General features: G+C 68.6%; 21 protein-coding genes. 10 read left to right on the top strand and 11 right to left on the bottom strand.

Translation table 11 applies throughout. The annotated features are described in order from the left end of the window. Positions 1-769 precede the first annotated feature (769 nt). Entirely contained in the window at positions 770-2677 is a 1908-nt protein-coding gene (dnaA, locus tag CIB93_RS25175; protein WP_096630062.1) for a chromosomal replication initiator protein DnaA, read from the bottom strand. Positions 2678-3058: 381 nt separating this feature from the next. On the opposite strand from dnaA, the gene rpmH reads away from it, so the two are divergent. From rpmH to CIB93_RS25130, 9 genes are all read left to right on the top strand, one after another. After that, positions 3059-3196 carry a 50S ribosomal protein L34 gene (gene rpmH / locus CIB93_RS25170; RefSeq protein ID WP_003967884.1) on the top strand — a complete coding sequence of 46 codons (138 nt, stop codon included), beginning with the start codon at positions 3059-3061 and terminating at the stop codon, positions 3194-3196. Positions 3197-3215: 19 nt separating this feature from the next. Then, positions 3216-3587 carry a ribonuclease P protein component gene (gene rnpA, locus CIB93_RS25165; RefSeq protein WP_096630060.1) on the top strand — a complete coding sequence of 124 codons (372 nt, stop codon included), beginning with the start codon at positions 3216-3218 and terminating at the stop codon, positions 3585-3587. Beyond that, a complete protein-coding gene (gene yidD, locus CIB93_RS25160; RefSeq protein ID WP_096630058.1) occupies positions 3584-3943 on the top strand; it encodes a membrane protein insertion efficiency factor YidD in 360 nt (119 codons plus the stop codon). The genes rnpA and yidD overlap by 4 nt, the downstream gene beginning before the upstream one ends. 3 nt (positions 3944-3946) lie before the next feature. Continuing rightward, positions 3947-5206, top strand: a complete 1260-nt coding sequence (gene yidC / locus CIB93_RS25155) for a membrane protein insertase YidC (RefSeq protein WP_096630057.1) — start codon at positions 3947-3949, stop codon at positions 5204-5206. A 14-nt stretch (positions 5207-5220) separates the two neighbouring features. Beyond that, on the top strand, positions 5221-5733 hold the full coding sequence (locus tag CIB93_RS25150; protein WP_096630055.1) for a R3H domain-containing nucleic acid-binding protein: 513 nt from the start codon (positions 5221-5223) through the stop codon (positions 5731-5733). Positions 5734-5842: 109 nt separating this feature from the next. Then, positions 5843-6559 (top strand): 16S rRNA (guanine(527)-N(7))-methyltransferase RsmG, encoded by a 717-nt coding sequence (gene rsmG / locus CIB93_RS25145; protein WP_096630054.1) that lies wholly within the window; start codon positions 5843-5845, stop codon positions 6557-6559. A gap of 327 nt (positions 6560-6886) precedes the next feature. Continuing rightward, positions 6887-7963, top strand: a complete 1077-nt coding sequence (locus tag CIB93_RS25140; protein WP_096630052.1) for a ParA family protein — start codon at positions 6887-6889, stop codon at positions 7961-7963. Beyond that, on the top strand, positions 7960-9051 hold the full coding sequence (locus CIB93_RS25135; protein ID WP_096630051.1) for a ParB/RepB/Spo0J family partition protein: 1092 nt from the start codon (positions 7960-7962) through the stop codon (positions 9049-9051). The genes CIB93_RS25140 and CIB93_RS25135 overlap by 4 nt, the downstream gene beginning before the upstream one ends. A 302-nt stretch (positions 9052-9353) precedes the next feature. Continuing rightward, positions 9354-9971: a GNAT family N-acetyltransferase gene (locus tag CIB93_RS25130; RefSeq protein WP_096630049.1), complete on the top strand. Its 618-nt coding sequence runs from the start codon at positions 9354-9356 to the stop codon at positions 9969-9971. A gap of 104 nt (positions 9972-10075) precedes the next feature. Here CIB93_RS25130 and trxA read toward each other — a convergent pair whose 3' ends face one another. From trxA to CIB93_RS25095, 7 genes are all read right to left on the bottom strand, one after another. Then, positions 10076-10408 (bottom strand): thioredoxin, encoded by a 333-nt coding sequence (gene trxA, locus CIB93_RS25125; RefSeq protein WP_096630047.1) that lies wholly within the window; start codon positions 10406-10408, stop codon positions 10076-10078. 56 nt (positions 10409-10464) lie between these two features. Further along, a complete protein-coding gene (gene trxB, locus CIB93_RS25120; RefSeq protein WP_096630046.1) occupies positions 10465-11436 on the bottom strand; it encodes a thioredoxin-disulfide reductase in 972 nt (323 codons plus the stop codon). Positions 11437-11551: 115 nt separating this feature from the next. Further along, positions 11552-12541 (bottom strand): anti-sigma factor, encoded by a 990-nt coding sequence (locus tag CIB93_RS25115; RefSeq protein WP_096630044.1) that lies wholly within the window; start codon positions 12539-12541, stop codon positions 11552-11554. Then, positions 12538-13257, bottom strand: coding sequence for an RNA polymerase sigma factor SigM (gene sigM / locus CIB93_RS25110; protein ID WP_096630043.1), 720 nt, complete (start codon positions 13255-13257; stop codon positions 12538-12540). Before sigM ends, CIB93_RS25115 begins: the two co-directional genes overlap by 4 nt. A 102-nt stretch (positions 13258-13359) precedes the next feature. Then, positions 13360-15093 (bottom strand): protein kinase family protein, encoded by a 1734-nt coding sequence (locus CIB93_RS25105; RefSeq protein ID WP_096630041.1) that lies wholly within the window; start codon positions 15091-15093, stop codon positions 13360-13362. A 129-nt stretch (positions 15094-15222) separates the two neighbouring features. Then, entirely contained in the window at positions 15223-17376 is a 2154-nt protein-coding gene (gene murJ / locus CIB93_RS25100; protein ID WP_096630040.1) for a murein biosynthesis integral membrane protein MurJ, read from the bottom strand. A gap of 50 nt (positions 17377-17426) precedes the next feature. Then, positions 17427-19712, bottom strand: coding sequence for a DUF6049 family protein (locus CIB93_RS25095; protein WP_096630038.1), 2286 nt, complete (start codon positions 19710-19712; stop codon positions 17427-17429). A 182-nt stretch (positions 19713-19894) separates the two neighbouring features. On the opposite strand from CIB93_RS25095, the gene CIB93_RS25090 reads away from it, so the two are divergent. Next, the gene (locus tag CIB93_RS25090; RefSeq protein WP_096630037.1) at positions 19895-21337 is read left to right on the top strand and encodes a CCA tRNA nucleotidyltransferase; all 1443 of its coding nucleotides are present in this window, start codon (positions 19895-19897) and stop codon (positions 21335-21337) included. A gap of 101 nt (positions 21338-21438) precedes the next feature. Here CIB93_RS25090 and CIB93_RS25085 read toward each other — a convergent pair whose 3' ends face one another. The 3 genes from CIB93_RS25085 to CIB93_RS25075 form a co-directional block, all read right to left on the bottom strand. Further along, positions 21439-22707, bottom strand: a complete 1269-nt coding sequence (locus CIB93_RS25085; RefSeq protein ID WP_096630035.1) for an MFS transporter — start codon at positions 22705-22707, stop codon at positions 21439-21441. A gap of 125 nt (positions 22708-22832) precedes the next feature. Beyond that, positions 22833-23915 (bottom strand): inositol-3-phosphate synthase, encoded by a 1083-nt coding sequence (locus CIB93_RS25080; RefSeq protein ID WP_096630034.1) that lies wholly within the window; start codon positions 23913-23915, stop codon positions 22833-22835. Positions 23916-23974: 59 nt separating this feature from the next. After that, positions 23975-24664 carry a PadR family transcriptional regulator gene (locus CIB93_RS25075; RefSeq protein ID WP_096630032.1) on the bottom strand — a complete coding sequence of 230 codons (690 nt, stop codon included), beginning with the start codon at positions 24662-24664 and terminating at the stop codon, positions 23975-23977. Between the last annotated feature and the right edge of the window lie 651 nt (positions 24665-25315).

The raw sequence follows: 25315 nt of genomic DNA, 5'->3' as shown, positions 1-25315 counted from the left end.
AGTCGGGCCAAGAGCTTCGAGGCGGTCGACGGTCGAGTTGTACACAGGCCCCACTTCGAAGCGGATTCCTGGCTAACTCTGGGTGGTAGTAGTAGTAGGCCTTGTGGATACCGTGGATAACGTCGTTTGCGCAGGTCAGCAACGGTTTTTTGTCCACCGGCCCTGTGGGTGGCACCCGTGGACAACCGGGGCTTTCTGTGGACGGGCGAAAGTTCTGCACACCCGATGCACAGGAGGGGGCCACTTCTCCCCAGACCTGTCCCCAGCTTTACCCAGGTTCCCCACAGCCCAACCGAGCTCCTTGGTGTGACGCCTTTCACTCCGGGAGGTGAGAGCGGGTGTTGCGTTGCCGAACAGTGGACAGAGGTGTGGAGAAGCCGGGCGAAGCTGGGGACAACAGCAGCCATCCTGTGGGCCGCCGGTGGACAACCTTGAGGGCCTTCTGTGGACGAAGATTCTGTCCACAGCCTGTGGATCACGGTTGGCCACAAATCCCCAACCATGTGACCTGGCCTGATGGAGTATCGGCAGCGCACCCTGTGGACGCAATATGGACAACTTCCTGGTCCCCAGGCTGTGGACGGAAGATTCCTGGCACATCTGTGGAGAAAGGCCTCTGAGCAGCCCGGATTCGAACAGAGCCGGTCTTGCGTGGACTCCCGGGAACGGCGAAGGGCGCCTCGCGTGGACCGTGGGAGTCGTTGCGAGGCGCCCTTCGAGCGCGCTGAAAGCCCCTGGGAGGGCCTGGTAGGGCCCTGAGAGGCCGGAGTCAGCCGTTCTTGATGCGGTTGGTGAGCTCGGTGACCTGGTTGTAGATGGAGCGTCGCTCCGCCATCAGCGCCCGGATCTTCCGGTCCGCGTGCATCACCGTCGTGTGGTCGCGGCCGCCGAACTGCGCACCGATCTTCGGCAGCGAGAGGTCCGTCAGCTCCCGGCACAGATACATGGCGATCTGGCGTGCCGTCACCAGGACCCGGCTGCGCGAGGACCCGCAGAGGTCGTCGACCGTGAGGCCGAAGTAGTCCGCGGTCGCCGCCATGATGGCCGGTGCGGTGATCTCCGGCGCCGACTCCTCGCCGCCCGGGATCAGGTCCTTGAGCACGATCTCGGTCAGCCCGAGGTCCACCGGCTGCCGGTTGAGGGAGGCGAAGGCCGTCACCCGGATCAGGGCGCCCTCCAGCTCACGGATGTTGCGCGAGATCCGCGAGGCGATGAACTCCAGGACCTCCGGCGGGGCGTTGAGCTGCTCCTGCACAGCCTTCTTACGGAGGATCGCGATCCGGGTCTCCAGCTCGGGGGGCTGGACGTCGGTGGTCAGACCCCACTCGAAGCGGTTGCGCAACCGGTCCTCCAACGTCACCAGCTGCTTGGGCGGCCGGTCGGAGGAGAGCACGATCTGCTTGTTCGCGTTGTGCAGCGTATTGAAGGTGTGGAAGAACTCCTCCTGCGTCGACTCCTTGCTCGCGAGGAACTGGATGTCGTCGACCAGCAGGATGTCCACGTCGCGGTAGCGCTTGCGGAAGGTGTCGCCCTTCCCGTCGCGGATCGAGTTGATGAACTCGTTGGTGAACTCCTCCGAGCTCACGTACCGCACCCGGGTGCCCGGGTAGAGGCTCCGCGCGTAGTGCCCGATGGCGTGCAGCAGGTGGGTCTTGCCGAGCCCCGACTCCCCGTAGATGAACAGGGGGTTGTACGCCTTCGCGGGCGCCTCGGCGACGGCGACGGCCGCGGCATGCGCGAACCGGTTGGAGGCCCCGATGACGAAGGTGTCGAAGAGGTACTTCGGGTTCAGCCGGGCATGCGGTTCGCCGGGGCCCGGCGCGGGGGCCGGCTGAGCGCCCATCGGGCCGGGGACCGAGCCACCGGCCCGCCCGGGCCCGGGCCCCGGGCCGCCCTGGCGGTGCTGCTGGTCCTGCCGGTCGGGGCGCTGCTGCTCGTAGCCCTGGTGCTCGGGCGGCTGTGAGCGGTAGTCGTGCTGCGGCTGCTGGGGGCGCCCGGTGCCGTAGGGCTCGCGCCACTGCTCGGCGGGCTGGTCGCGGTACTGCTCGCTCTCGCGGTACGGCTGGTTCTCCTGGTACCCCGCGTTCTCCTGGTACGCATCGGCTTCGCGGTAGGACTCGGCCGCGGGCTGCTCGCGGTCCTGATACCCGCCGTGCCGCGGCTGCTGCCAGGAGAGGTCCTCCTGGGTGCGCGGCCAGGCGCCGGGCTCGGGGCGCTGCTGCTGGTAGTCGGGGTAGGCCGGGCGGGCCGTCGGCATACCGTCGTCGGAGGGCCGGTGGCCGTACCCGCCGTCGTACGCGTCGTTGTGATGGGAGTCGTCGCGCGGCTGGCCCGGGTAGCGCTGGCCCTGGTGAGGGGCGTGCGACTGGTGCATCGGGGGCGCCGACGGGGCGGGGGGTTCACCCGCGGAGTCGTCGACGGTGATCGCGATCCGGATGGGGCGGCCGCACTCGCGGGTCAGCGCCTCGCTGAGGAGCGGCGCGAGCCGGCCCTCCAGGACGTGCTTGCCCCATTCATTGGGGACGGCCAGCAGTGCGGTGTCGGCGACGAGTGCCAGCGGCTGGCAGCGCTCGATCCACTGCTTGTCCTTCGGCTCGATGCCCTGCTGGCCCTCCCCGAGGAGTTGTTCCAGCACTCGCGGCCACACTGCGGCAAGATCGGCAGGTACGTCAGCCACAAGGCACGCTCTCTCGCATGTCCCACGAATGTGTGGTTCTCGGGACGGGATGGGTCGGGTCGGGTGAGGCCCGGCAGTCGGGAAGGAAAAGAACCGGAGTTCAGCCACGGTAGTCAGGCCGACCCGCGCGGTTCAAGTTGTTGTCCACAGGCTGTGCACAATGGGGGGTCGCGCGAAGCCGGTTTGACCGGATGGCGTAGCCGCGCGTACCGTGACCAGGTCGAGTTGTCGATGGCTGCTGCCGCCTGCCTCCGATGGGCAAAGATCACGATCTGTGATTGTGAAGCGGTGCACTAAGGCGTTTACGCGAGTTCCTCGTGGGCGCACGGTGACAGCCAGGCGATGTCCCGCCAAGACACGAATCATTTCTGGAGCCCCCGAGTGAGCAAGCGCACCTTCCAGCCGAACAACCGTCGTCGCGCCAAGACCCACGGCTTCCGTCTGCGCATGCGTACCCGTGCCGGCCGCGCGATTCTCGCGAACCGCCGTGGCAAGGGCCGCAGCAGCCTGTCCGCCTGATCGCTTACAGGTCCATGCCGTGCTGCCTACCGAGAATCGGCTGAGGCGGCGCGAGGACTTCGCGACCGCGGTACGACGAGGACGTCGAGCCGGGCGTCCGCTGCTCGTCGTCCATCTACGCAGCGGTGAAACGGACCCGCACGTGACGGGGGAGACTGTTCCCCCACCACGTGCGGGTTTCGTTGTCAGCAAGGCCGTGGGCGGAGCGGTCGTCCGCACAGCGGTGAAGCGGAAGCTTCGCCACCTGGTCCGCGACCGGCTGGCTCAGCTGCCCCCCGGTAGCCTTGTTGTCGTACGGGCGCTGCCCGGTTCGGGCGACGCCGACCATGCACAGCTGGCCCGAGACCTGGATGCCGCGCTGCAGCGGCTGCTGGGAGGGGGCGCGCGATGAAGTACCCGCTGCTTGCTCTCATCAAGCTGTACCAGTGGACGATCAGTCCACTGCTCGGGCCTGTCTGCCGCTATTACCCGTCGTGTTCCCACTATGGATATACGTCGATCGACAGGCACGGTGCCATCAAGGGAACAGCGCTGACCGCCTGGCGCATCCTGCGGTGCAATCCGTGGTCGCCCGGCGGTGTGGATCATGTCCCGCCACGCAAGCGTCCGCGGTGGCATGAGCTGCTGCGCAATGCCCTGCGCGGCGACAAGGGCGGGGAGCCCGCCGCTGATGTGCCGTCCGGGGGGTCGGTCTCCGAACCTCCGAGCCCGGCCGCAGAGACCTCGCCCAATGCTCAAGGAGCCTGATTAGTGGACACGATTGCCAGTCTGTTCAGCTTTATCACCACGCCCGTCTCGTGGATCATCGTCCAGTTCCACAAGGTTTACGGAGCGCTGTTCGGCGATGACTCCGGGTGGGCCTGGGGCCTGTCGATCGTGTCCCTGGTGGTCCTGATCCGGATCTGCCTGATCCCGCTCTTCGTGAAGCAGATCAAGTCGACCCGCAATATGCAGGTGCTCCAGCCGAAGATGAAGGCTATCCAGGAGCGCTACAAGAACGACAAGCAGCGTCAGTCCGAAGAGATGATGAAGCTGTACAAGGAGACGGGCACCAACCCGCTCTCCTCGTGCCTTCCCATCCTGGCGCAGTCACCGTTCTTCTTCGCCCTGTATCACGTGCTGTCGTCCATCGCCTCGGGCAAGAAGATCGGCGCGATCAACCAGGATCTGCTCGACAGCGCGCGTCAGGCCCACATCTTCGGCGCCCCGCTGGCCGCGAAGTTCACGGACAGCGCCGAGAAGGTCGCCTCGCTCAACGCCTCCCTGACGGACGTCCGCGTCGTCACCGCGCTGATGATCGTGCTGATGTCGGCGTCGCAGTTCTTCACCCAGCGCCAGCTGATGACGAAGAACGTCGACCTGACGGTGAAGACCCCGTACATGCAGCAGCAGAAGATGCTGATGTACATCTTCCCGGTCATCTTCGCCGTGATGGGCATCAACTTCCCCGTCGGTGTCCTCGTCTACTGGCTGACCACCAACGTCTGGACCATGGGTCAGCAGATGTACGTGATCAACCAGAACCCGACGCCGGGCAGCAAGGCGCAGGACGCCTACCTCCAGCGGGTGCTCAAGAGCGTGACCTCTCACGGTCAGGTACGGGGCCGGACCCGGCGCAAGATGGTCAAGGCGATCGTCGCCAAGGGTCCCGACCGCAACGACATCGAGCGCAAGTTCATCACCGGTCTGGCCAAGCTGGGTCTCGCGGCCCAGGAGGACGGCACCGTGCTGAAGAGCGACACCGCCGCCGCCGAGGCCGAGGGCACCGCGCACAAGCGTCAGCAGCCCAAGCGCCAGACCAAGGCGAAGCGCCAGACGGCCGCCACGGCGGGCGGAGCCAAGGACACCGAGCGCGCGACCGCAGGCTCCAAGACCTCGCTCCAGAAGCAGGACGCATCGCAGGACGACAAGCCGAAGTCCCCGGGCAAGCCCGCCTCCGGCTCCTCACGCCAAGCCAAGTCCGGACAGCGCAAGGGCCCGCAGCGGCCCAAGCACCCGTCCAAGAAGTAAGAAGGAGTCCATCCGTGACGGAAGGCACCACCTCCACGGCCGCCGCTGAGGGCAGCGACACCCTGACCCGCCTGGAGCAGGAGGGCGAGATCGCGGCCGACTACCTCGAAGGACTGCTCGACATCGCCGACCTCGACGGCGACATCGACATGGACGTCGAGGCGGACCGGGCCGCGGTGTCGATCATCAGCGACTCGGCACGCGATCTGCAGAAGCTCGTGGGCCGGGACGGGGAGGTCCTGGAGGCGCTCCAGGAGCTGACGCGACTGGCCGTTCACCGGGAGACCGGCGACCGCAGCCGTCTGATGCTGGACATCGGCGGATTCCGTGCGAAGAAGCGCGAGATCCTCGCCGAGTTGGGTGCCAAGGCCGCGGACGAGGTCAAGAACTCGGGCAAGCCGGTGAAGCTGGACCCGATGACCCCGTTCGAGCGCAAGGTCGTGCACGACGCGATCGCCGCCGCCGGTCTCCGGAGCGAGTCGGAGGGCGAGGAGCCGCAGCGCTTCGTCGTCGTTCTCCCGGCCTGACCGGATCCTTGTACTGTCGGCCCCGTCTGTTCGCAGGCGGGGCCGATCTTTGTCAGCCTGATAGTCAGCCACCCACAGTGCGCTAGTGCGGTATGGAAGGACGGTCCCCGTGACGGAGGCAGCAGAGCTCCCCCAGGCACCTGAAGAGGCGCAGGCGGTATTCGGAGAGCTCTTCCCGGAGGCTGTCCGGTACGCGGAGCTTCTGGCGGACGCCGGAGTCCAGCGCGGCCTGATCGGCCCGCGTGAGGTGCCGCGGCTTTGGGAGCGCCACCTGCTGAACTGTGCGGTGCTCTCCGAGGTCGTGCCGGAAGGCGTCACCGTCTGCGATGTGGGTTCGGGTGCGGGCCTGCCCGGTATCCCGCTGGCGCTGGTGCGCCCCGACCTCAAGATCACCCTGCTGGAGCCGCTGCTCCGGCGGACGAACTTCCTCCAGGAGGTCGTCGAGCTGCTCGGCCTGGACCATGTCACGGTCGTACGTGGCCGGGCCGAGGAGGTCCTCGGGACGCTTCAGCCGGTGCATGTCGTGACCGCGCGCGCCGTGGCACCGCTGGACCGGCTGGCGGGCTGGGGGGTGCCTCTGCTGAAGCCGTACGGTGAGATGCTCGCGCTCAAGGGCGACACGGCCGAGGAGGAGATCAACGGCGCCAGGGCCGCGCTGAGCAAGCTCGGTGTGGTGGAGACCGAGGTGCTCCAGGTCGGTGAGGGTGTGGTCGATCCGCTCTCCACGGTGGTCCGTGTGGTGGTGGGCGAGAGCCCGGGTGGTGTGAGGTTCGCCGCAAAGAGGGCCAAGGCTGCCCGGACAGGGCGTACACGCAGGCGTCGCTGACGGGCGTCCCGGGGGGAGCCGCTGTCCGGTCGACGGTCTCTGTATGGTCGGCCGGTATGCGGACCTTTTTACTTCTTGTGCCGCCTAACAGTGGTATGCCGGGATAGCGGCCATACGTACCCCGTGCGGAGTGTCGTGGCCTGGTAGTTGCCCGGCGGGGGCATCGTGTTTCACGTGAAACGTCGCTCTCTGCTCCAGGGAATCATCGGCCGCGGTCGTGCGGCTTCCACACCGCGTGACCGCAAGCCCGGACGAGTGGCCAAGTTGTCCACACCCGCGGATTCGTCCACAGAACAGCGGGCCTCGCTGGTTCACGACCCCGAAAGCATGGCAGGCTCTGTGCATTGCGAGCCTGAAGTCGAGGAGAGTGAATCCTTGCGGTCCGACGCCAACATCGCGGGACCGATGACCGACCCGGTCCCCGGTCCCCGAACCGAGTCCGCGGGGGAGGGTGTTTCACGTGAAACACCGCCGCCGATGGACGACACACCCATCGGCCGTGCCGCTCAGCTGGCGGTCGAGGCCCTCGGCCGCGCCGGCGAAGGGCTGCCCCGCCCTGACCGCACCCGTGTCATGGTGGTGGCCAACCAGAAGGGCGGGGTCGGTAAGACGACCACGACGGTCAACCTTGCTGCCTCCCTGGCTCTGCACGGTGCGCGTGTTCTGGTGGTCGACCTCGACCCGCAGGGCAATGCCTCCACGGCGCTGGGCATCGACCACCATGCCGATGTCCCCTCGATCTACGACGTTCTGGTGGACAGCCGCCCGCTCTCCGAGGTGGTCCAGCCCGTTCCGGACGTCGAAGGCCTCTTCTGTGCCCCCGCCACCATCGATCTCGCCGGTGCGGAGATCGAGCTGGTGTCGCTGGTGGCACGGGAGAGTCGGCTTCAGCGGGCCATTCAGGCCTACGAGCAGCCGCTGGACTACATCCTCATCGACTGCCCGCCCTCGCTCGGCCTGCTGACGGTCAATGCGCTGGTGGCCGGGGCCGAGGTGCTGATCCCCATCCAGTGCGAGTACTACGCGCTGGAAGGCCTGGGGCAGCTCCTGCGGAACGTCGATCTGGTGCGGGGGCATCTCAACCCCGAGCTGCATGTCTCGACGATCCTGCTGACGATGTACGACGGCCGGACAAGGCTCGCCTCGCAGGTCGCCGAAGAGGTTCGCACCCACTTCGGCAAGGAGGTGCTGCGGACGAGCATCCCGCGGTCGGTGCGCATCTCGGAGGCCCCGAGCTACGGGCAGACCGTGCTGACCTATGACCCCGGGTCCAGCGGCTCGCTTTCCTACCTCGAAGCCGCCCGGGAGATCGCCCTGCGGGGCGTCGGTGTGCACTACGAGGCCCAGCACGCCCACCCGGGCAGTCAGAACAGCCAGCAGAACGTTTCGGAGGGCATCCAGTGAGTGAGCGTCGTAGAGGGCTGGGGCGTGGACTCGGTGCACTGATCCCGGCCGCACCCCAGGAGAAGCAGGTGTCGGCGCCCGGCGGCTCGCCCTCGTCCGGCACCGGGTCGATTCTGACGTCGGAGCGTGGGGTGGCCGCCGCAAAGGTGACCGCGCTGCCGTCCGCCACCGTGGTGCCGGAGCCCGCCTCCGCCCCCGAAGACCGGTCCGAGCAGGAAGCGTCGACGTCCGGCGTCTACTTCGCCGAGCTGCCGATCGGGGCGATCACGCCGAACCCCCGCCAGCCTCGTGAGGTTTTTGACGAGGACGCGCTCGCCGAGCTGGTCACCTCCGTGAAGGAGGTCGGCCTGCTCCAGCCGGTCGTCGTACGCAAGGTCGGACCGGACCGCTACGAGCTCATCATGGGTGAGCGTCGGTGGAGGGCCTGCCGTGAAGCGGGGTTGGAGCGGATTCCCACCATCGTCCGCGCCACGGACGACGAGAAGCTGCTGCTGGACGCGCTGCTGGAGAACCTTCACCGGGCTCAGCTGAACCCGCTGGAGGAAGCAGCCGCGTACGACCAGCTGCTCAAGGACTTCAACTGCACGCATGACCAGCTGGCAGACCGGATCGGCAGGTCCCGCCCCCAGGTCTCCAACACGCTGCGACTTCTGCGGCTCTCGCCGCCCGTGCAGCGCCGGGTCGCGGCAGGCGTTCTTTCGGCCGGCCATGCCCGTGCCTTGCTCTCCGTGGACGACTCCGAGGAGCAGGACCGCCTTGCGCACCGCATCGTCGCCGAGGGTCTTTCGGTGCGTGCGGTCGAGGAGATCGTGACGCTCATGGGCTCGCGCCCCGCGAGCTCGCCGAAGCCCAAGGGCCCCCGGGCCGGTGGGCGGCTGTCCCCCGCGCTGAGCGACCTGGCGACCCGGCTGTCCGACCGTTTCGAGACCCGGGTGAAGGTCGATCTGGGCCAGAAGAAGGGAAAGATCGTCGTCGAGTTCGCCTCGATGGAGGATCTGGACCGGATTCTCGGCAGTCTTGCCCCGGGCGAGGGCCGGGTGCTGGAGAACCGGCTCGCCGAGGCGTCCGAGGAGGGCGACGAGGGCTGAGCCGACGGGCTCTCTGAAGGGCGGGCCGTGTGCCGGTGCATACCGGAACACGGCCCGCCCTTTGCCCTGTCTCGGTATCCGCATCACCTCTGGGTGGATACGATGCGTTTGGGATGGCGCATCCATGGTGATCGACCTCAGAGGAGGGCGGGGGCCTTGCGAAGAGTGAGCCGCAGTCGGCTTGTCACGGTCGGACTGGGCCTGGGTGCCGTCGGGGGGTTCGTCGGCAGCCTGTTCCAGGAACGGAGCGCGCTGGCAGCCGCACGCGCTGCGGCGGGCGCAGGAAATGAGGTATCGCCGTCATGGGGCGTCGGCTTGTACCACTCACCCTGGACAACCTTTCGGATCTCCCCGAGCGCTGCCACTCGTGCGTCTTCTGGGAGCTTGACCCGGTCAGTGGAGAAGCTGCGGTAAAGGCGGGCAAGCCGGAGCTGGAGAAGGAAGCCTGGATCTCCGCGGTCCTCCTGGAGTGGGGCTCCTGCGGCCGGGTGGTCTATGTGGACGACGTGCCGGTCGGCTTCGTTCTCTACGCCCCTCCCGCCTACGTCCCCCGTTCGACGGCCTTTCCTACGAGCCCGGTCTCCCCCGACGCCGTTCAGCTCATCACCGGTCTGATCATTCCCGAGTACCAGGGGCAGGGGCTCGGCCGCGTCATGGTGCAGACCGTGGCCAAGGACGTCCTGCGCCGGGGCTTCAAGGCCATCGAGGCGTTCGGCAACGCTCGCTCCACGGACACCGCATGTGTGCTGCCCGCGGACCATCTGCTGGCGGTCGGCTTCAAGACCGTGCGGCCGCACCCCGCCTACCCGCGGCTGCGGCTGGAGCTGCGGACGACGCTCTCCTGGAAGGAGGACGTGGAGATGGCCCTGGACCGGCTCCTGGGGGCGGTCCAGAAGGAACCCGCGCTGCGCCCACTCTGAACCGGGCCCGCTTTCCCTCTGCCTCTGACATGCGGAACGGGCCCACCCCCTCATCAAGGGGGTGGGCCCGTTTCACGTGAAACATTGCGCCGGAGCGCAGACCGCTACTGGCCGATGAAGCCTTCGAGGTCGCGGAGGATCGCGGCCTTCGGCTTCGCACCGACGATGGTCTTGGCGACCTCGCCACCCTGGTAAACGTTCAGGGTCGGGATGGACATCACGCCGTACTTGGCGGCGGTCCCCGGGTTCTCGTCGATGTTGAGCTTGACGATTTCGATCTTGTCGCCGTGCTCGGCTGCGATCGCCTCCAGCGAGGGGGCGATCTGGCGGCACGGACCGCACCAGGCGGCCCAGAAGTCGACCAGAACGGGCTTCTCGCTCTTGAGGACGACCTCGTCGAAGGTGTCGTCCGTAACGTGCTTCAGGTCGCCGGCCACGGCGGCCTCCTTAGTCTCTCGGGGGGAGTCTCTCGGGGTGGGTGAGATGAGGAAGTTCAGACGGCCGGGGTCTTCTCCGGCTCGGCGGGCTCCGCGTCGGCCAGGGCGGCCAGGAAACGTTCGGCGTCCAGGGCGGCGGCGCAGCCTGTACCGGCTGCCGTGATGGCCTGACGGTAGGTGTGGTCGACGACGTCTCCGGCACCGAAGACACCGGTCAGGTTGGTGCGGGTGGAGGGCGCCTCGACCTTCAGGTAGCCCTCGTCGTCGAGCTCCAGCTGCCCCTTGAAGAGCTCGGTGCGCGGGTCATGGCCGACGGCGATGAACAGGCCGGTCACGGGAAGCTCGGACGTCTCGCCGGTCTTGGTGTTGCGCAGGGTCAGACCGGAGAGCTTCTGGTCGCCCTTCACCTCGGCGACCTCGCTGTCCCAGGCGAACTTGATCTTCGGGTCGGCGAAGGCCCGGTCCTGCATTGCCTTGGAGGCGCGCAGGGTGTCGCGGCGGTGGACGATCGTGACGGACTTGGCGAAGCGGGAGAGGAAGGTCGCCTCTTCCATCGCGGTGTCGCCGCCGCCGACCACGGCGATGTCGTGGTCCTTGAAGAAGAACCCGTCGCAGGTAGCGCACCAGGAAACACCGCGTCCGGAGAGGGCGTCCTCGTTGGGCAGTCCGAGCTTGCGGTGCTGGGAGCCGGTCGTCACGATGACGGACTTGGCGCGGTGGACGGTGCCCGCGGTGTCGGTAACGGTCTTGATGTCACCGGTGAGGTCGACCGCGACCACATCGTCGGGGACCAGCTCGGCGCCGAAACGCTCGGCCTGGGCACGCATGTTGTCCATGAGCTCGGGGCCCATGATGCCGTCCTGGAAGCCGGGGAAGTTCTCCACGTCGGTGGTGTTCATCAGCGCACCGCCAGCCGTGACGGCGCCCTCGAAGACCAACGGGTTGAGCGCGGCGCGGGCGGTGTACAGCGCGGCGGTGTACCCGGCCGGTCCGGAGCCGATGATGATCACATTACGGACGTCGCTCACGGGTTTCTTCCTCGTCTCTGCAGACTGCCTACTGCCTACGGGGGTCGGTTCAACGACTCTCACCCCACCCAACGGATCCTACGGGTGATGCATTCCCGCCGTGCCGTAGCGGTCCTCAGGGGCGGTCGTAGGCGCGCGTGAGCAGCAGCTGCCCAGTGGACTCCGGTGCGGTGTCCACGCAGGAGGCGGCCACGACATAGGCCTCCACGCGTGAGGGGTCGCTCGTGTGCGGAAGGACGACGAGATAGGCGTCTGTTCCCCGGTAGGTCCCCTCATCCAGGGCCAGGGCGGGTGTGGTGCGGCCGGTGGCCTGCTGGACGCACGGGGGTACGGCGACGGCGGGGACCTTCATCGGGTTCTTGGAGATCTCGGATTCGGGACTGAAGGCCTCGCCCGTCGACTTGGTGTCCGCGTTCGGCGGCACCTTCTTCACCCCGGGGCTGGCCTGGCTCGCCTCGTCGCCGATGAGGTCCTGGACCTGGGCTTCGAGCGTGCCGTCGGTGTAGGCGTGCGCACCGCTGTCCGACGCGCTGACCCCTCTGTCGGCCATCGTCGGCGAGGAGTCGCCAGTCAGATCGAGGGACTGGAGGAGGAAGACGCTCATCCCGACGAACGCGGCGCCGAACGCGGTGCCGAGGATTGCGGCACGGCGGCGGCGACGGGCCGGCCGACGGCCCGGGCCGGTGAGGGCGGAGGGCCGGCCGGCGGGGCGGTCCGGGGCGGATGTGCCGCTACCACTGCCCACGGATGCGCCCCGGGAGATTGCGGTTCCTGCTGCTTCGGCTGCTCCGACCCGTGCCTCTCCAGTCTCCGTTTCACGTGAAACATTGACTGGCTCGTCCACGGTGGGTGCGGAAGGACGAGCTTCGGCCGCGAGTGCCGCGTCGATGCGGGTGGCGACGTCCTCGGGCATCGGCTCGGGGTCCGGCAGGGTTCCGAGCAGACCGCGGATCTCGTCGAGCGAGTCCCGTACCTCCGCGCAGAGGTCGCATCCCGCGATGTGGCGGAGGACTTCTTCGGCGCGGGAGGGGGAGAGCAGTCCCTCGGTGAGATCGGAGATCTCGAAGACCTCCGGGTGCTGAGCCGTGTCGGCCGTGGGGGTCACGGGCGCCCACCTCCTCCCTTCGCAGCGGCAGGATCGCTTGTTCCTGCGTCTCGTGGTCCCGACGCCGGTGGGACGGATCGGCCGGGCGTCCGGTTCCTTCCGGTGGCGTCGCTGTCCCCGTCGGGGGCCTGTTCCCCGGCCCCTCCGCGTAGATGGCGTACCAGGGGGGCCAGTCTCGCCCGGCCCCGGGCGCACCGGCTCTTCACGGTGCCGGACGGCACATCCAGGATGCTGGCGGCCTCCGCGACGGGGTAGCCCTGCATATCGACGAGGACGAGGGCGGCTCGTTGTTCGGCGGGCAGTGTGGCCAGGGCGTCCTGGAGCTGGCGGTGGAGGTCCTGGCGCACGGCGGGGGCCTCGGCCGACTCATGGGGTTCCAGGAGCTGGTCGAGACGCTCGGCGTCGTCCACGGGAGACGTCCTGCGGGAGGCCGCCTTGCGGACCCGATCGAGGCAGGCGTTGACGGTGATCCGGTGCAGCCAGGTCGTGACGGCGGACTGGCCCCGGAAGGTATGGGCGGCCCGGAAGGCGGAGACCAGAGCGTCCTGGACGGCGTCGGCCGCCTCTTCCCGATCGCCCAGGGTGCGCAGTGCCACGGCCCACAGGCGGTCGCGGTGGCGGCGTACGAGCTCACCGAAGGCGTCGGGGTCACCGGCGACATGCCGGGCGAGCAGTTCCGCGTCGCTCGATCCAGGATCTGTGGGTCCGGCGACCATTCCTCTCCCCCGAACTGTGCAGAATGCCGACTGCGGTGTTGAGCCCGGAGAGGCCCCCGGCTCAACACCGTACAGCCGGGCCGATACGGAATCTGCCCTGGGTCATCCAGTGAACTGGACGTCCGTCACACCCTGCTTGTATCCGTCCCTGCTGTAGCTGTCGGCGGGTGACCTCGGCACGTCGGTGATCCAGACGAGGACGAACCGCGTGCTGACGGGTTCCTTCGCCTCAAGGGTCGCCGTGGAGCCCGTGGTCTCCGTGTCGGCGATCTTCTTCATGGAGCTCAGAGGCGCCGACGACGAGAGGGAGTCGGCGGCGTACAGCGCGATCCTGGTGCGCTCCCCGGTGAATTTGAGCCCGATGGACGCCGCTGAGACCTTCTGGTCGGCCCCGATCTCGTACATGATCCCGATGCCCTGCTTGAACGGGGCCAGCTGCGGTCCGTCCACGAAGGTCTTCGAACGCCAGTAGGTCGCAGGGTCGCCGTCATGGGTCAGGCCCACATCGCCGGGGTCCTGTGCCTTCCCGTCCGGGAAGTACTCGACGGCGTCCTTGATGGCGAGAGGCTTCTGATCCGCCTTGCCCTTGCCGTCGTCGGCCGGCTCGGAAGTGCCCTGTGTGGGAGGGGGGTCCCCCGCGCTGCCCCTGCGGTCGAGCAGGGTCTCCGCGAGTTGCCAGCTGCCGAGGCCCAGAGCGGCGATGAGGAGCGCCGAGACGGTCCACTTGAGCGCTCGGCCGGCACGGCTCTGCAGCGGGGGCGGAGGGACCGGCATCACGGGCTGGGTGACGGAGGACGGGTGGGAGGACGGGCGCCCGTATGTGCCCTGCTGATAGGTGGTCCGCTGGTAGGCGGGAGGTGCGGTGAACGTGGGCTCCGGCGGAAGGATGCGCGGCATGGCCGCGACCGCCCTGGCCAGTTCGTCCGGGGTGGTGCAGGGCGGTTCCTGCCGGGAGGCGGTCGCGCCGTCGTTGGCGAGCGCACGCATGGCGAGCTCCGACAGGCCGCGGTGGACTCCGGCACGGACCTGGTCCGGGGCGATGAGCCCCAGGCCCTTGGGCAGTCCGGCGAGCCCGTGGGCGTCGTTCTCGTACGGCCAGCGGTGGGTCAGCGCGGCGTACAGCAGGGCGCCGATCGCCTCGGTGTCCGTGCGGAGCGGATGTTCGGCGGTGATGCCGCGCAGGGCGGCGTTCACGGCCAGGCCGCGGATCCGGTACTGGCCGGTTGAGCTGCGCAGCACCGCGCCGGGGGTGAGGCGCAGATGGGCCAGGCCCTCGCGGTGGGCGGCGGCCATCGCCTGGGAGAGCTGGTTGACGAGTTGGTAGGCGTCGTGCGCCTCCATCGGCCCGGCGGCCAGCAGAGCGGTGAGCTCGGTGGCGTCCGGGAGCCACTCGTGGACGACGTAGACGAGGTCGTTCTCCTCCACGGCGTCCAGGACCTGCACGAAGCGGGGGTCGCCGAGCAGCGCCGACGAGCGTGCCGCGGCCAGCACGGAGCGGGCTCGCGGATGGTCTGCGGGAAGCAGGTGGACGCCCACCGCGCGGCGGAGTTTCTCGTCGACCGCACGCCAGCTGCTGAAGCCGTCCAGACGGGTGACGCACTCCTCCAAGCGGTAGCGCCCGGCGAGTTTGTGACCGCTGTGCAGATCGGGCGACGCCGGGACGGCCTCGGAAAGCGGCCGCCCGCCGTTCGTGTTCTCGGCGTCCTCGGGGCTCGCGCCCTTGGTGTCCTCGGCTTGCGCCGTCCCGTCGGTCGTGGCCGCGTCCGCCTTGGCGGTCAGCGGCTTGTCGCCACTGTTGTCGGCCACGTCGACGGCAGCCGTGCTACGTTCCGCCACCGTCGTTCCTGCCTCCCCATCCGTTGCGCGATGCCAGCCAGCTCTGCACAGTCACGCCAATTGTGCCCACACTCCGGCGCTATGCACGACACGCGGAGTCCGGCGATGGTTGTGCGGGCGTGCGCTCATTCAGCGGCCGAGCCGTCCCCGGACCATGCCGACCAGGCCGTTGACCTCTTCGATGCGCATCTTCTTCGCGGCGACGAAGAAGACGGCCATCAGGAGGACACCGCCGCAGATCAGTGCGGCCAGCGAGCCGAGCGCGCCGTTGCCGAGGAGTTCGAGGATCGCGAAGCCGATACCGCCGCCGATCAGGGCCGCGGGCACCGCAGCCATGCAGAGGCGGGCGTAGGTCCGCACGATGTGCGCCCCGTCCAGATCGCCGCCCAGCCGGGTGCGCAGTCGGCGCCAGGCGACGCCCACGCCGACCGCGTAGGCCAGTCCGTAGGAGAAGGCCATGCCCACGACGGCCCAACGGGCGGGCAGGACGACGTAACAGAGGGCGGAGGCCGCTGCGTTGACGGCGGCCACGATGACGGTGTTGTAGAACGGGGTGCGGGTGTCCTCGTAGGCGTAGAACCCGCGGAGCACGACGTACTGCACGGAGTACGGGATCAGACCGAGGGCGAACGCCATGAGGATGAAGCCCATGGAACGGGCCGCTTCGGCGCCGCTGGACGCGTAGAGCAGGGTGCACATCGGCAGGCCGAGCGCGAGGAACGTGAAGGCCACCGGCACGATGGCGACAGCCGAGTTGCGCAGCCCCTGCGAGATGTCGTCGCGGACCGCACCGGGGTCGTTGTCGTGGGCGGCACGGGAGATCCGGGGAAGCAGTGCGGCCATGACGGAGACGGTGATGATGGCCTGGGGCATGCCCCAGATCAGCTGGGCGTTGGAGTAGGCCAGGAACCCGGTGCCGTCCTTGCCGGAGAGCTTGCCCGCGGCCGTGGCGAGCTGGGTGACGACCAGCACGCCCGCCTGGTTGGCCAGGACGAACAGGACCGTCCACTTGGCCAGCTTGACGGTCTTGCCGAGCCCGTGGCCCTTCCAGTCGAATCGGGGGCGGAAGCGGAAGCCGGTCTCGCGCAGGTAGGGGATCATCGCCAGCGACTGGACGACGAGACCGAGCAGGGTGCCGATGCCCAGCAGCCGGATGCCCTCCGGCGGGATGGTGTCGACGCCCATCCGGGATTCGGCGGAGGTGCCGTAGACCCAGATGAAGAGCCCGAACGTGATGATCATGACGATGTTGTTGAGGACCGGCGTCCACATCATCGCGCCGAACTTGCCGCGAGCGTTGAGGATCTGACCCATCACCACGTGCACACCCATGAAGAAGATGGTGGGCAGGCAGTACCGGGCGAAGGTCACGGCGACGCTGTTGGCGGCCACGTCGTCGGCGATCGTGTTGGACATCAGTTGGATCAGCACCGGTGCGACGAGGACCGCGACGGCGACGATCAGGCCGAGCGCGATCATCACCAGGGTCAGCAGGCGGTTCGCGAAGGCTTCACCGCCGTCCTCGTCGTCCTTCATGGCACGGACGAGCTGGGGGACGAAGACCGAGTTGAGGCCGCCGCCGACGGTGAGGATGTAGATCATCGTCGGCAGGGTGTACGCGATGGTGAAGCTGTCGCCGAGCAGTGCGGCGCCGAGTGCGGCGGTGATCACCAGGGACCGGACGAATCCGGTGAGCCGGGAGACGAGCGTGCCCGCCGCCATGACCGCGCTGGACTTGAGGAGACCGGATACCTTGCCGCCGCCCTTGGCGGGCGCGGGTGCGGGAGCAGGCTCGGGCGGGCCCGCAGGCTTGCCCGACCCCTCCTGGTCCCGGAAGAGATGGGCGAACGCGTCCGGCTCCTGGCGGTCGTCCGACGCCTGGGTGACCAGGTCGTCGACGCCGACGAACTGCGTGGTCGCCGGCCGGTCGCCATAGGGGAGGTGCCGGGAGGGGCCCGCGGGCTCGGGCGGCGGGGTCTGGGCCCAGATGCGCGGGTCGGGGGCGTGCGGGGCGGCGGGCGGCTGCTGGTAGAGCGGCCCCGGCTCCTGGTAGGTGCCGGGAGGCGGCGGTGGGTGCGCGGCGCGGTCGTACAGCGCCTCGCCCACCGGGTCCTGGGCGGCCAGGCCGTGGGCGCGGTAGGGGTCGTCCTCGTAGGCGTGCTGGAGGTACGGGTCAGGCTCCACCGAGCCGTCCCAGCCCGCGTCCGGAGGAACCGGAGGCTCGCCCGGAGCAGCCGCTCCGCCCGCGCCCTGCCCGCGGTCACCGTCGTACGGCGCGTTCATCGAAACCCCTACCTCATCGTCCCCGGCCGACCGGCCACGACAGACATCGCTCAACGGTCCACTTTCTCACCCGTCCCCGACGGGGCCCCGCTTTCCGGACCGGTGTCCGGGGTCGGGTCACTCGGCTGCTCGGGTTCGTCGCCGTTGCCGTTCGCCGTGTCGCTTGCCGCGGCGCGCTTGCGGTGGCTGTACATCCGCACGCCTGCCAGCACCAGGAGCAGCAGGCCGCCGGCGATCACGAGCAGCACGGTGGGCGTCACCTCGGAGACCTTCACGGTGAAGGTCATCTCCTCGCCGTACGGGGTGCCGTCCTCCGTGTAGAGCCGGGCGGTGACCTGGGCCCGGCCGTTGGCGCTGGTCGCCGTGTCGAACTTCACCGACTGGCTGTGCCCGCCCGCGATGCTGACCGGCAGCTCGGCCTTGTTCCCGTCGTCGTTGAACTTGAGCCGGATGTTGTCCGAGGTCAGCCGGAGAACCAGCCGGTCGACGCCCTGCACCAGCTTGTTCTGGACCGTCACCGGGATCGTCGCGCTGCGCCCGGAGAGGGTCACGTCCGACTTCTCGATGAGCTGGACCTCGTTGGTGAGGCTTTGGAGGTAGTCGCGGACCGCGTCCCGGTACTGCTGCGCCTCCAGGGACCGGCCCCGCCAGGACGTCGACATCGAGCGGTTGACCGCGTTGCCGAAGGGCGTCACCACGCGCTCGGGCTGCGTGAGGATGGTCTGGAAGCCGTCGAGGGAGCCCTGGGTGGCCCGGATGTCCTGAAACGCCTGAGTGGGCAGCTCCTGCTCGCGGAGCTTCTTCGGGTACGCGGAGGCCCGCGGAATCCTGGTGGTGGCCTGCGGGTCAGGCTTCTCATCGGAGGCGGCGACCAGGTCGGACGGCTGCGTCCAGCGGTTGCCCGACAAGCCCTCCAGAGCGCGGGCCATCGTCTGGGCCTGGGCGGTGGTGGGCATCCGGGGCGGCGCCACGACGATGCTGCGCTCGTTGTCGGGGACCTGCTCGGTCAGCGTCAGGGTGTGGGCGAGGAACTTCTGGACCGCGAGGGTGGAGGTGTTCGCCCTCGACATGTCCCGGTCGAACGCGGTCGACAGCCGGACGTCGGCGACGACCGCGGTGGTCCCGCCGCCGATCGGCCGGGCCGCGGTCGGGGTGTACGGGAGCTGCCCGGCCTCCCGGAAGCTGTCGCTGCGGGCGATGACGTTGTGGGCACCGGCCGAGGTCGCCACATCGACGATCGAGGGGTCCACAGCGCCGTTCACGGGCCAGGCGAAGTCGGTGGACGGTTTCACGTGGAGGATGGTCTCCACCGTGGTGGCGGCCACCGTGGAGGCGTTCTGCAGATGGCTGAGTGTGCCGGAGACGGTCTTGCCCCGGTGTGCGATGGAGGCCAGATCCGGGTCGGCGAACGGCAGCGCGATCACCTTGCCGTCCTCCACCACCTTCTCCAGGGCGGTGATCCACTGTCTCGCGGCGGCCTGGTTCCTGCCCGGGACGGTCGTGTCCCCGGACTGGACCTCGTACCGCCCGGCCATCGCGGCGACGCTCGCCAGCAGGTCCGGGTCGATCACCCAGGTCACGGGCAGCCGACTGCCCAGGGCCACCATCCGCTCCAGCCGGCCGCCGGGCGCGATCTCCTTGGCCAGGTCGTCGTCGGTGAAGACGGGTGTCTGCTGTTCGTCCGAGCGGGTCTCCGCCGTCACATGGGGGGACGCGATCAGCGGCCAGAGGAAGGTGACCTTGGTCCTGCTGTCGCTCGCCTCGGGCTGCCAGGGCAGGAACGAGCGCTCGATGCCCAGCACCTGCTCGTAGGGGGCGGTGCCGGTACGGCCGGAGACCGAGACGCCGAGCTGGTAGACGCCCGGGTCGTCCAGGCCCAGCTTGTCCACGGGCACGGAGAGCGTGAAGTCCTGGCTGATCCCCTTGCGGAGCTCGGGGAACTTCACCGTGTACTTTCCGCCGACGGCGGCCGGGTCGACGCCGGGAATGTAGCGGGTGCGCTTGGCGGCGTCGTCGACCTGCCCCCGGCCCGAAAGCCGCGGGCCGACCCGCAGATCGACCTCGGCGTCGTCGATCGTCTCCTTGCCCCGGTTGGTCAGCGTCCCGGAGACGGTCAGCGTGTCGTCCTCCGTGGGAACGCTCGGCGAGAGCGTGTCGAGAGACACATCGACCGTACGGGAGCCGGTGGGGGCCTTGGCGGGCTCAGCGGCCGCGGCGGCCGGTACTGTCAGCAGACCGGCCAGCAGTGGTGCTCCGAGCACCACGGAGGCCGTGCGCCGCAGCCACCGGCGGGCAGGAGAGGGACGCGTCCCCTGGAAGTCTGCCGCCTCGGCCACGCGCCTACCCGTCCCTTGTCGTCGTCAGGTTCTGTCGGTCGTTGTCGGTCCTGCGTCCCCGCATGGTAACGAGGAGCGCCGGGCCGAAGTGCTGGGGTCCGTGCCACATGATCGCGGGTCTCCCGCAGGGTCCGGGTAAACGATGACGCCCCGGCCGGTCCGTGCACGTACCCTTTTCTGTTGTGCCGAACGCCAACGAAGAGAACGCCAGTGCACTGAGCCAGGTGCAGCACCGCGCGGTGAGTGAGCTGCTGCGGGTGTCCCCGGTCGCCGACGACCTCGCCCGCAGATTCCAGCAGGCCGGATTCGGTCTTGCGCTGGTCGGCGGCTCTGTCCGCGACGCGCTGCTCGGCAGGCTCGGGAACGACCTGGACTTCACCACCGATGCCCGCCCCGAGGACGTACTCAGGATCGTCCGCCCCTGGGCCGACTCGGTGTGGGAGGTCGGGATCGCCTTCGGCACCGTCGGCTCCCAGAAGGACGGCTACCAGATCGAGGTCACGACCTACCGGTCGGAGGCGTACGACAGGACCTCGCGCAAGCCGGACGTCTCCTACGGCGACTCCATCGAGGACGACCTCGTGCGCCGTGACTTCACGGTCAACGCGATGGCCGTGGCGCTGCCGCAGAAGGAGTTCATCGATCCGCACGGCGGACTGAAGGACTTGGCCGAGCGGGTGCTGCGTACCCCGGGAACGGCTGAGGAGTCCTTCTCCGACGACCCGCTGCGCATGCTGCGCGCCGCCCGGTTCGCCGCGCAGCTGGACTTCGAGGTCGCCCCCGACGTGGTGACCGCGATGACGGAGATGGCCGCACGGATCGAGATCGTCTCCGCCGAGCGGGTCCGTGAGGAGCTCAACAAGCTGCTGCTCTCCCAGCACCCCCGCAAGGGACTGGGCCTCCTGGTCGACACCGGGCTGGCCGGGCACGTGCTGCCCGAGCTTCCCGCGCTGCGGCTGGAGAGTGATGAGCATCACCGTCACAAGGACGTCTACGAGCACTCGCTGACCGTCCTGGAGCAGGCGATCGGCCTGGAGGAGGACGGCCCCGACCTCGTACTGCGGCTTGCCGCCCTGCTCCACGACATCGGCAAGCCGAGGACCCGCCGCTTCGAGAAGGACGGACGGGTCTCCTTCCACCACCATGAGGTGGTCGGCGCGAAGATGACCAAGAAGCGCCTGACCGAGCTCAAGTACTCCAACGAGCTGGTCAAGGACGTGTCGAAGCTGGTGGAGCTCCATCTTCGTTTCCACGGGTACGGGGACGGGGAATGGACCGACTCCGCCGTGCGCCGGTATGTGCGGGATGCGGGGCACCTCCTCGACCGTCTCCATAAGCTGACCCGATCGGACTGCACGACCCGCAACAAGCGCAAGGCGAACGCGCTCTCCCGCACCTACGACGGGCTGGAAGAGCGCATCGCCCTGTTGCAGGAGCAGGAAGAGCTCGACTCCATCCGCCCCGACCTGGACGGCAACGAGATCATGCAGATCCTCGACGTCGGCCCCGGGCCGGTGATCGGCAAGGCGTACGCGTTCCTGCTGGAGCTGCGGCTGGAGAACGGCCCCATGGGGCGGGATGCCGCGGTGGCGGCTCTCAAGGAATGGTGGGCAAAGCAGGGCTGAGTCCGGGCGGTGCGATGTTTCACGTGAAACATCGCACCGCCCGTTGTGCCGAGGGGTGGTGTTTCACGTGAAACACCACCCCTCGGCACAGGTGCGAGCGATTACTGCCTTGCGCCGGAGTGCCGCCAGCGGAACATGGCCACCGCGACGACCGCGTACAGCGCGGCCACTACTGCCAGCACAGCGACGGACCTGCCGTCCGGAGGCAGCATCAGGGCCGCCACCCCCGCCGCGCCCACGAACGCGACATTGAAGAGCACATCGTAGAGAGAGAAGATCCGGCCGCGGAAGGAGTCGTCGACCGAGGTCTGTATGACGGTGTCCGTCGCGATCTTCGAGCCTTGCGTCACGATGCCGAGAACGAACGCGGCGATCAGCATCGGGAGCGGGGCGAAGGAGAGGCCCAGGGTGGGCACCAGGATCGCCGCGGCCCCGGCGCAGGCCACGATCCACCCGTACCGCCCGAGCCGGCCCACGGCCCAGGGGGTGACGACGGCGGCGATGAAGAACCCCGCACCGGAGACCCCGACTGCCAGGCCGAGCAGGGCCAGCCCGTCGGACTCCGTCTCCGACCAGGCATAGCGGCACAGCATGAGCACCATCACGGTGAGCGCGCCGTAGCAGAAGCGGATCACGGTCATGGCGGTCAGCGCCCGGGCGGCGTGAGTGCGCTGCGCCAGATGGCCCAGTCCGGCGACGAGCCCGCGCGCAGTGACCAGCAGAGCGGTCCGTAGCCGCAAAGCGGTCCCGTCGGTGTCGGGCCCCAGCAGGCCGCGCGGCAGGCTCAGTGAGGCCAGCGCGGACAGCAGGTAGAGCATCGCCCCCAGCAGGACGACCGCCGCGTCGGACTCGTCGGCCACCAGCCGCACGGCGAAGGCCAGGCCCCCGCCCGCGGTGGCGGCCAGGGTGCCGGCGGTCGGGGAGAGCGAATTGGCGACGACGAGCCGGTCGGCGTCCACCACCCGGGGCAAGGCAGCGGAAAGACCGGCCAGGACGAAGCGGTTGACGGCGGTGACGCAGAGGGCCGAGGCGTAGAAGAGCCAGTCGGGCACCGCAGCGAGGATCAGCAGGGCCGTACAGCAGGCCAGGGCGGCCCGCAGGAGGTTCCCGTACAGGAAGACCTGACGGCGCGACCAGCGATCCAGGAGTACCCCGGCGAACGGGCCGATGAGGGAGTACGGCAGAAGGAGCACCGCCATCGCCGAGGCGATGGCGGCCGCCGAGGTCTGCTTCTCCGGGGAGAAGACGACGTACGCGGCGAGAGCGACCTGGTAGACGCCGTCGGCGCACTGGGAGAGGAGCCGCACGGTGAGAAGGCGCCGGAAGTTCCGAAGGCGCAGCAGCAGGCGCAGATCACGCGCGACAGACATGGGAGCAAGCGTCACACACGTCGGGGGTCCGCGGGCGGATTGCCCGGGGACCCCCGACGTGCGGCAGGAAGAGGTGAGCGTCGCCGCTCAGAGCTCCGGTGAGGCTGTCAGCCGAGACGGCCGTTTCAGCGCTCGGTCTCGCCCTTGATGAACTTCTCGACGTTCTCGCGGGCCTCGTCGTCGAAGTACTGGACCGGCGGCGACTTCATGAAGTAGCTCGACGCGGAGAGAATCGGGCCGCCGATACCGCGGTCCTTGGCGATCTTCGCCGCGCGGACGGCGTCGATGATGACACCGGCCGAGTTCGGGGAGTCCCACACCTCAAGCTTGTACTCCAGGTTCAGCGGAACGTCACCGAAGGCGCGGCCTTCGAGGCGTACGTACGCCCACTTGCGGTCGTCCAGCCAGGCCACGTAGTCCGAGGGTCCGATGTGGACGTTGCCCTCACCGAGCTCACGGTCGCGGATCTGCGAGGTGACGGCCTGCGTCTTGGAGATCTTCTTGGACTCCAGGCGCTCACGCTCAAGCATGTTCTTGAAGTCCATGTTGCCGCCGACGTTCAGCTGCATCGTGCGGTCCAGGATGACACCCCGGTCCTCGAAGAGCTTCGCCATCACGCGGTGCGTGATGGTGGCGCCCACCTGGGACTTGATGTCGTCGCCGACGATCGGGACACCGGCCTCGGTGAACTTGTCCGCCCACTCCTTGGTACCGGCGATGAAGACCGGGAGAGCGTTGACGAACGCGACCTTGGCGTCGATGGCGCACTGCGCGTAGAACTTCGCAGCGACCTCGGAACCGACGGGCAGGTAGCAGACGAGGACGTCGACCTGCTTGTCCTTGAGGACCTGGACGACGTCGACCGGGGCGTCCGCGGACTCCTCGATCGTCTCGCGGTAGTACTTGCCCAGACCGTCGTGGGTGTGGCCGCGCTGGACGGTCACGCCCGTGTTCGGCACGTCCGCGATCTTGATGGTGTTGTTCTCGCTGGCGCCGATGGCGTCCGCGAGGTCGAGGCCGACCTTCTTCGCGTCGACGTCGAAGGCGGCGACGAACTCGACGTCACTGACGTGGTACTCGCCGAACTGGACGTGCATCAGACCGGGCACCTTGCCGGCCGGATCGGCGTCCTTGTAGTACTCGACGCCCTGCACCAGCGAGGCGGCGCAGTTGCCCACGCCTACGATGGCTACGCGAACCGAACCCATTCCGGTTGCTCCCTGTGTAATCGGTGTTTCCGATGAAGACCCCGCGGAGTGCGGTGACTTCACTTGGCGGTGTCGTCGGACGGATCCGGCGGGGTGGTGTCCCGGTGCCGGGGCAGGCCGCCCGTCTCTCCTGGTGTGTCCTGCTGAGCGGAGTCCTCGGGTGTGGATCGTCGCCGATCCCGTCCCGATCGCTCGCTCTCGATGAGCTCGTTCAGCCAGCGCACTTCGCGCTCCACGGACTCCATGCCGTGCCGCTGCAGCTCAAGTGTGTAGTCGTCGAGTCGTTCACGAGTGCGGGCGAGGGAGGCGCGCATCTTCTCCAGACGCTCCTCCAGCCTGCTGCGCCGACCTTCGAGCACCCGCATCCGCACATCGCGTTCGGTCTGCCCGAAGAAGGCGAAGCGGGCTGCGAAGTGCTCGTCCTCCCAGGCGTCCGGACCGGTGTGGGACAGCAGTTCCTCGAAGTGCTCCTTACCTTCTGCCGTCAACCGGTAGACGATCTTGGCCCGGCGTCCCGTGAGAGAGGAGGCGGGTGCGGGCGTGGTGTCCGTCGGCGCGCCGGCGGGCTCCTCGATCAACCAGCCGCTGGCGACCAGCGTCTTGAGGCAGGGGTAGAGGGTTCCGTAGCTGAAGGCACGGAAGATCCCCAGCGAGGTGTTGAGGCGTTTGCGCAGCTCATAGCCGTGCATCGGCGATTCGCGGAGCAGGCCGAGAACGGCGAACTCCAGGATGCCGGAGCGTCGGCTCACTGTCGCCTCCTCCTTCTCCCGCTGCTGCCGCTGACACGGTCCGCCGGATCCACCGGCGTACTTATGCCGCACTGATGTATCGACTCGATACATCAGCACGATAGATCGGTCCTTCCGGTTCGACAAGGGTGACCTTCGTGAACGGCGTCACATCGTCAATTCGCAGGGATCGACTTGCGCCGTTTGGGGTGAAGTTCGGCCCTAGGTGGGTTTTGACCGTGCGTAGTCTGTGCGGCATGCAGACCACCGGGAACCGCGAGGCGCCTTCGCGCGTCAGTTATCGCGGACTGCCGGATGTACTGCGGATGAGCCTTCCGCAGTGGCTCGTCCGTAATTCGGGGGGACCGGATCTCAACTGCCGCTTCCAGGCGCTCTCGCCTGCCCGAGGAGTAGTCGTTCCATGAGCGAGCACCGTCGCAAATCGCCTCAGCCACAGGGTGGCGGGCGTGCCGCGGCCAGACGAGCCGCCCAGCAGTCGACCGGACGCCGAGGAGGCCCGTCACGCAGGGCAACGTCCGTATCACCTTCCGAATCGCCGTCCGAATCGTACGGCGAGGAGCGCCAGCACGGCAGCCGCGCCGAGGCCCGCCGAGCGGCTCAGCGGGGCGGCCGGCGCCGGGGCGCGGACGCCGGGGGCCACGGCGCGGGCGG

The organism is Streptomyces sp. WZ.A104, assembly GCF_002382885.1.
Taxonomy (GTDB): domain Bacteria; phylum Actinomycetota; class Actinomycetes; order Streptomycetales; family Streptomycetaceae; genus Streptomyces.
Note: the sequence above shows the minus strand (reverse complement) of the source record. Positions and strands in the feature narration are given on the sequence as shown.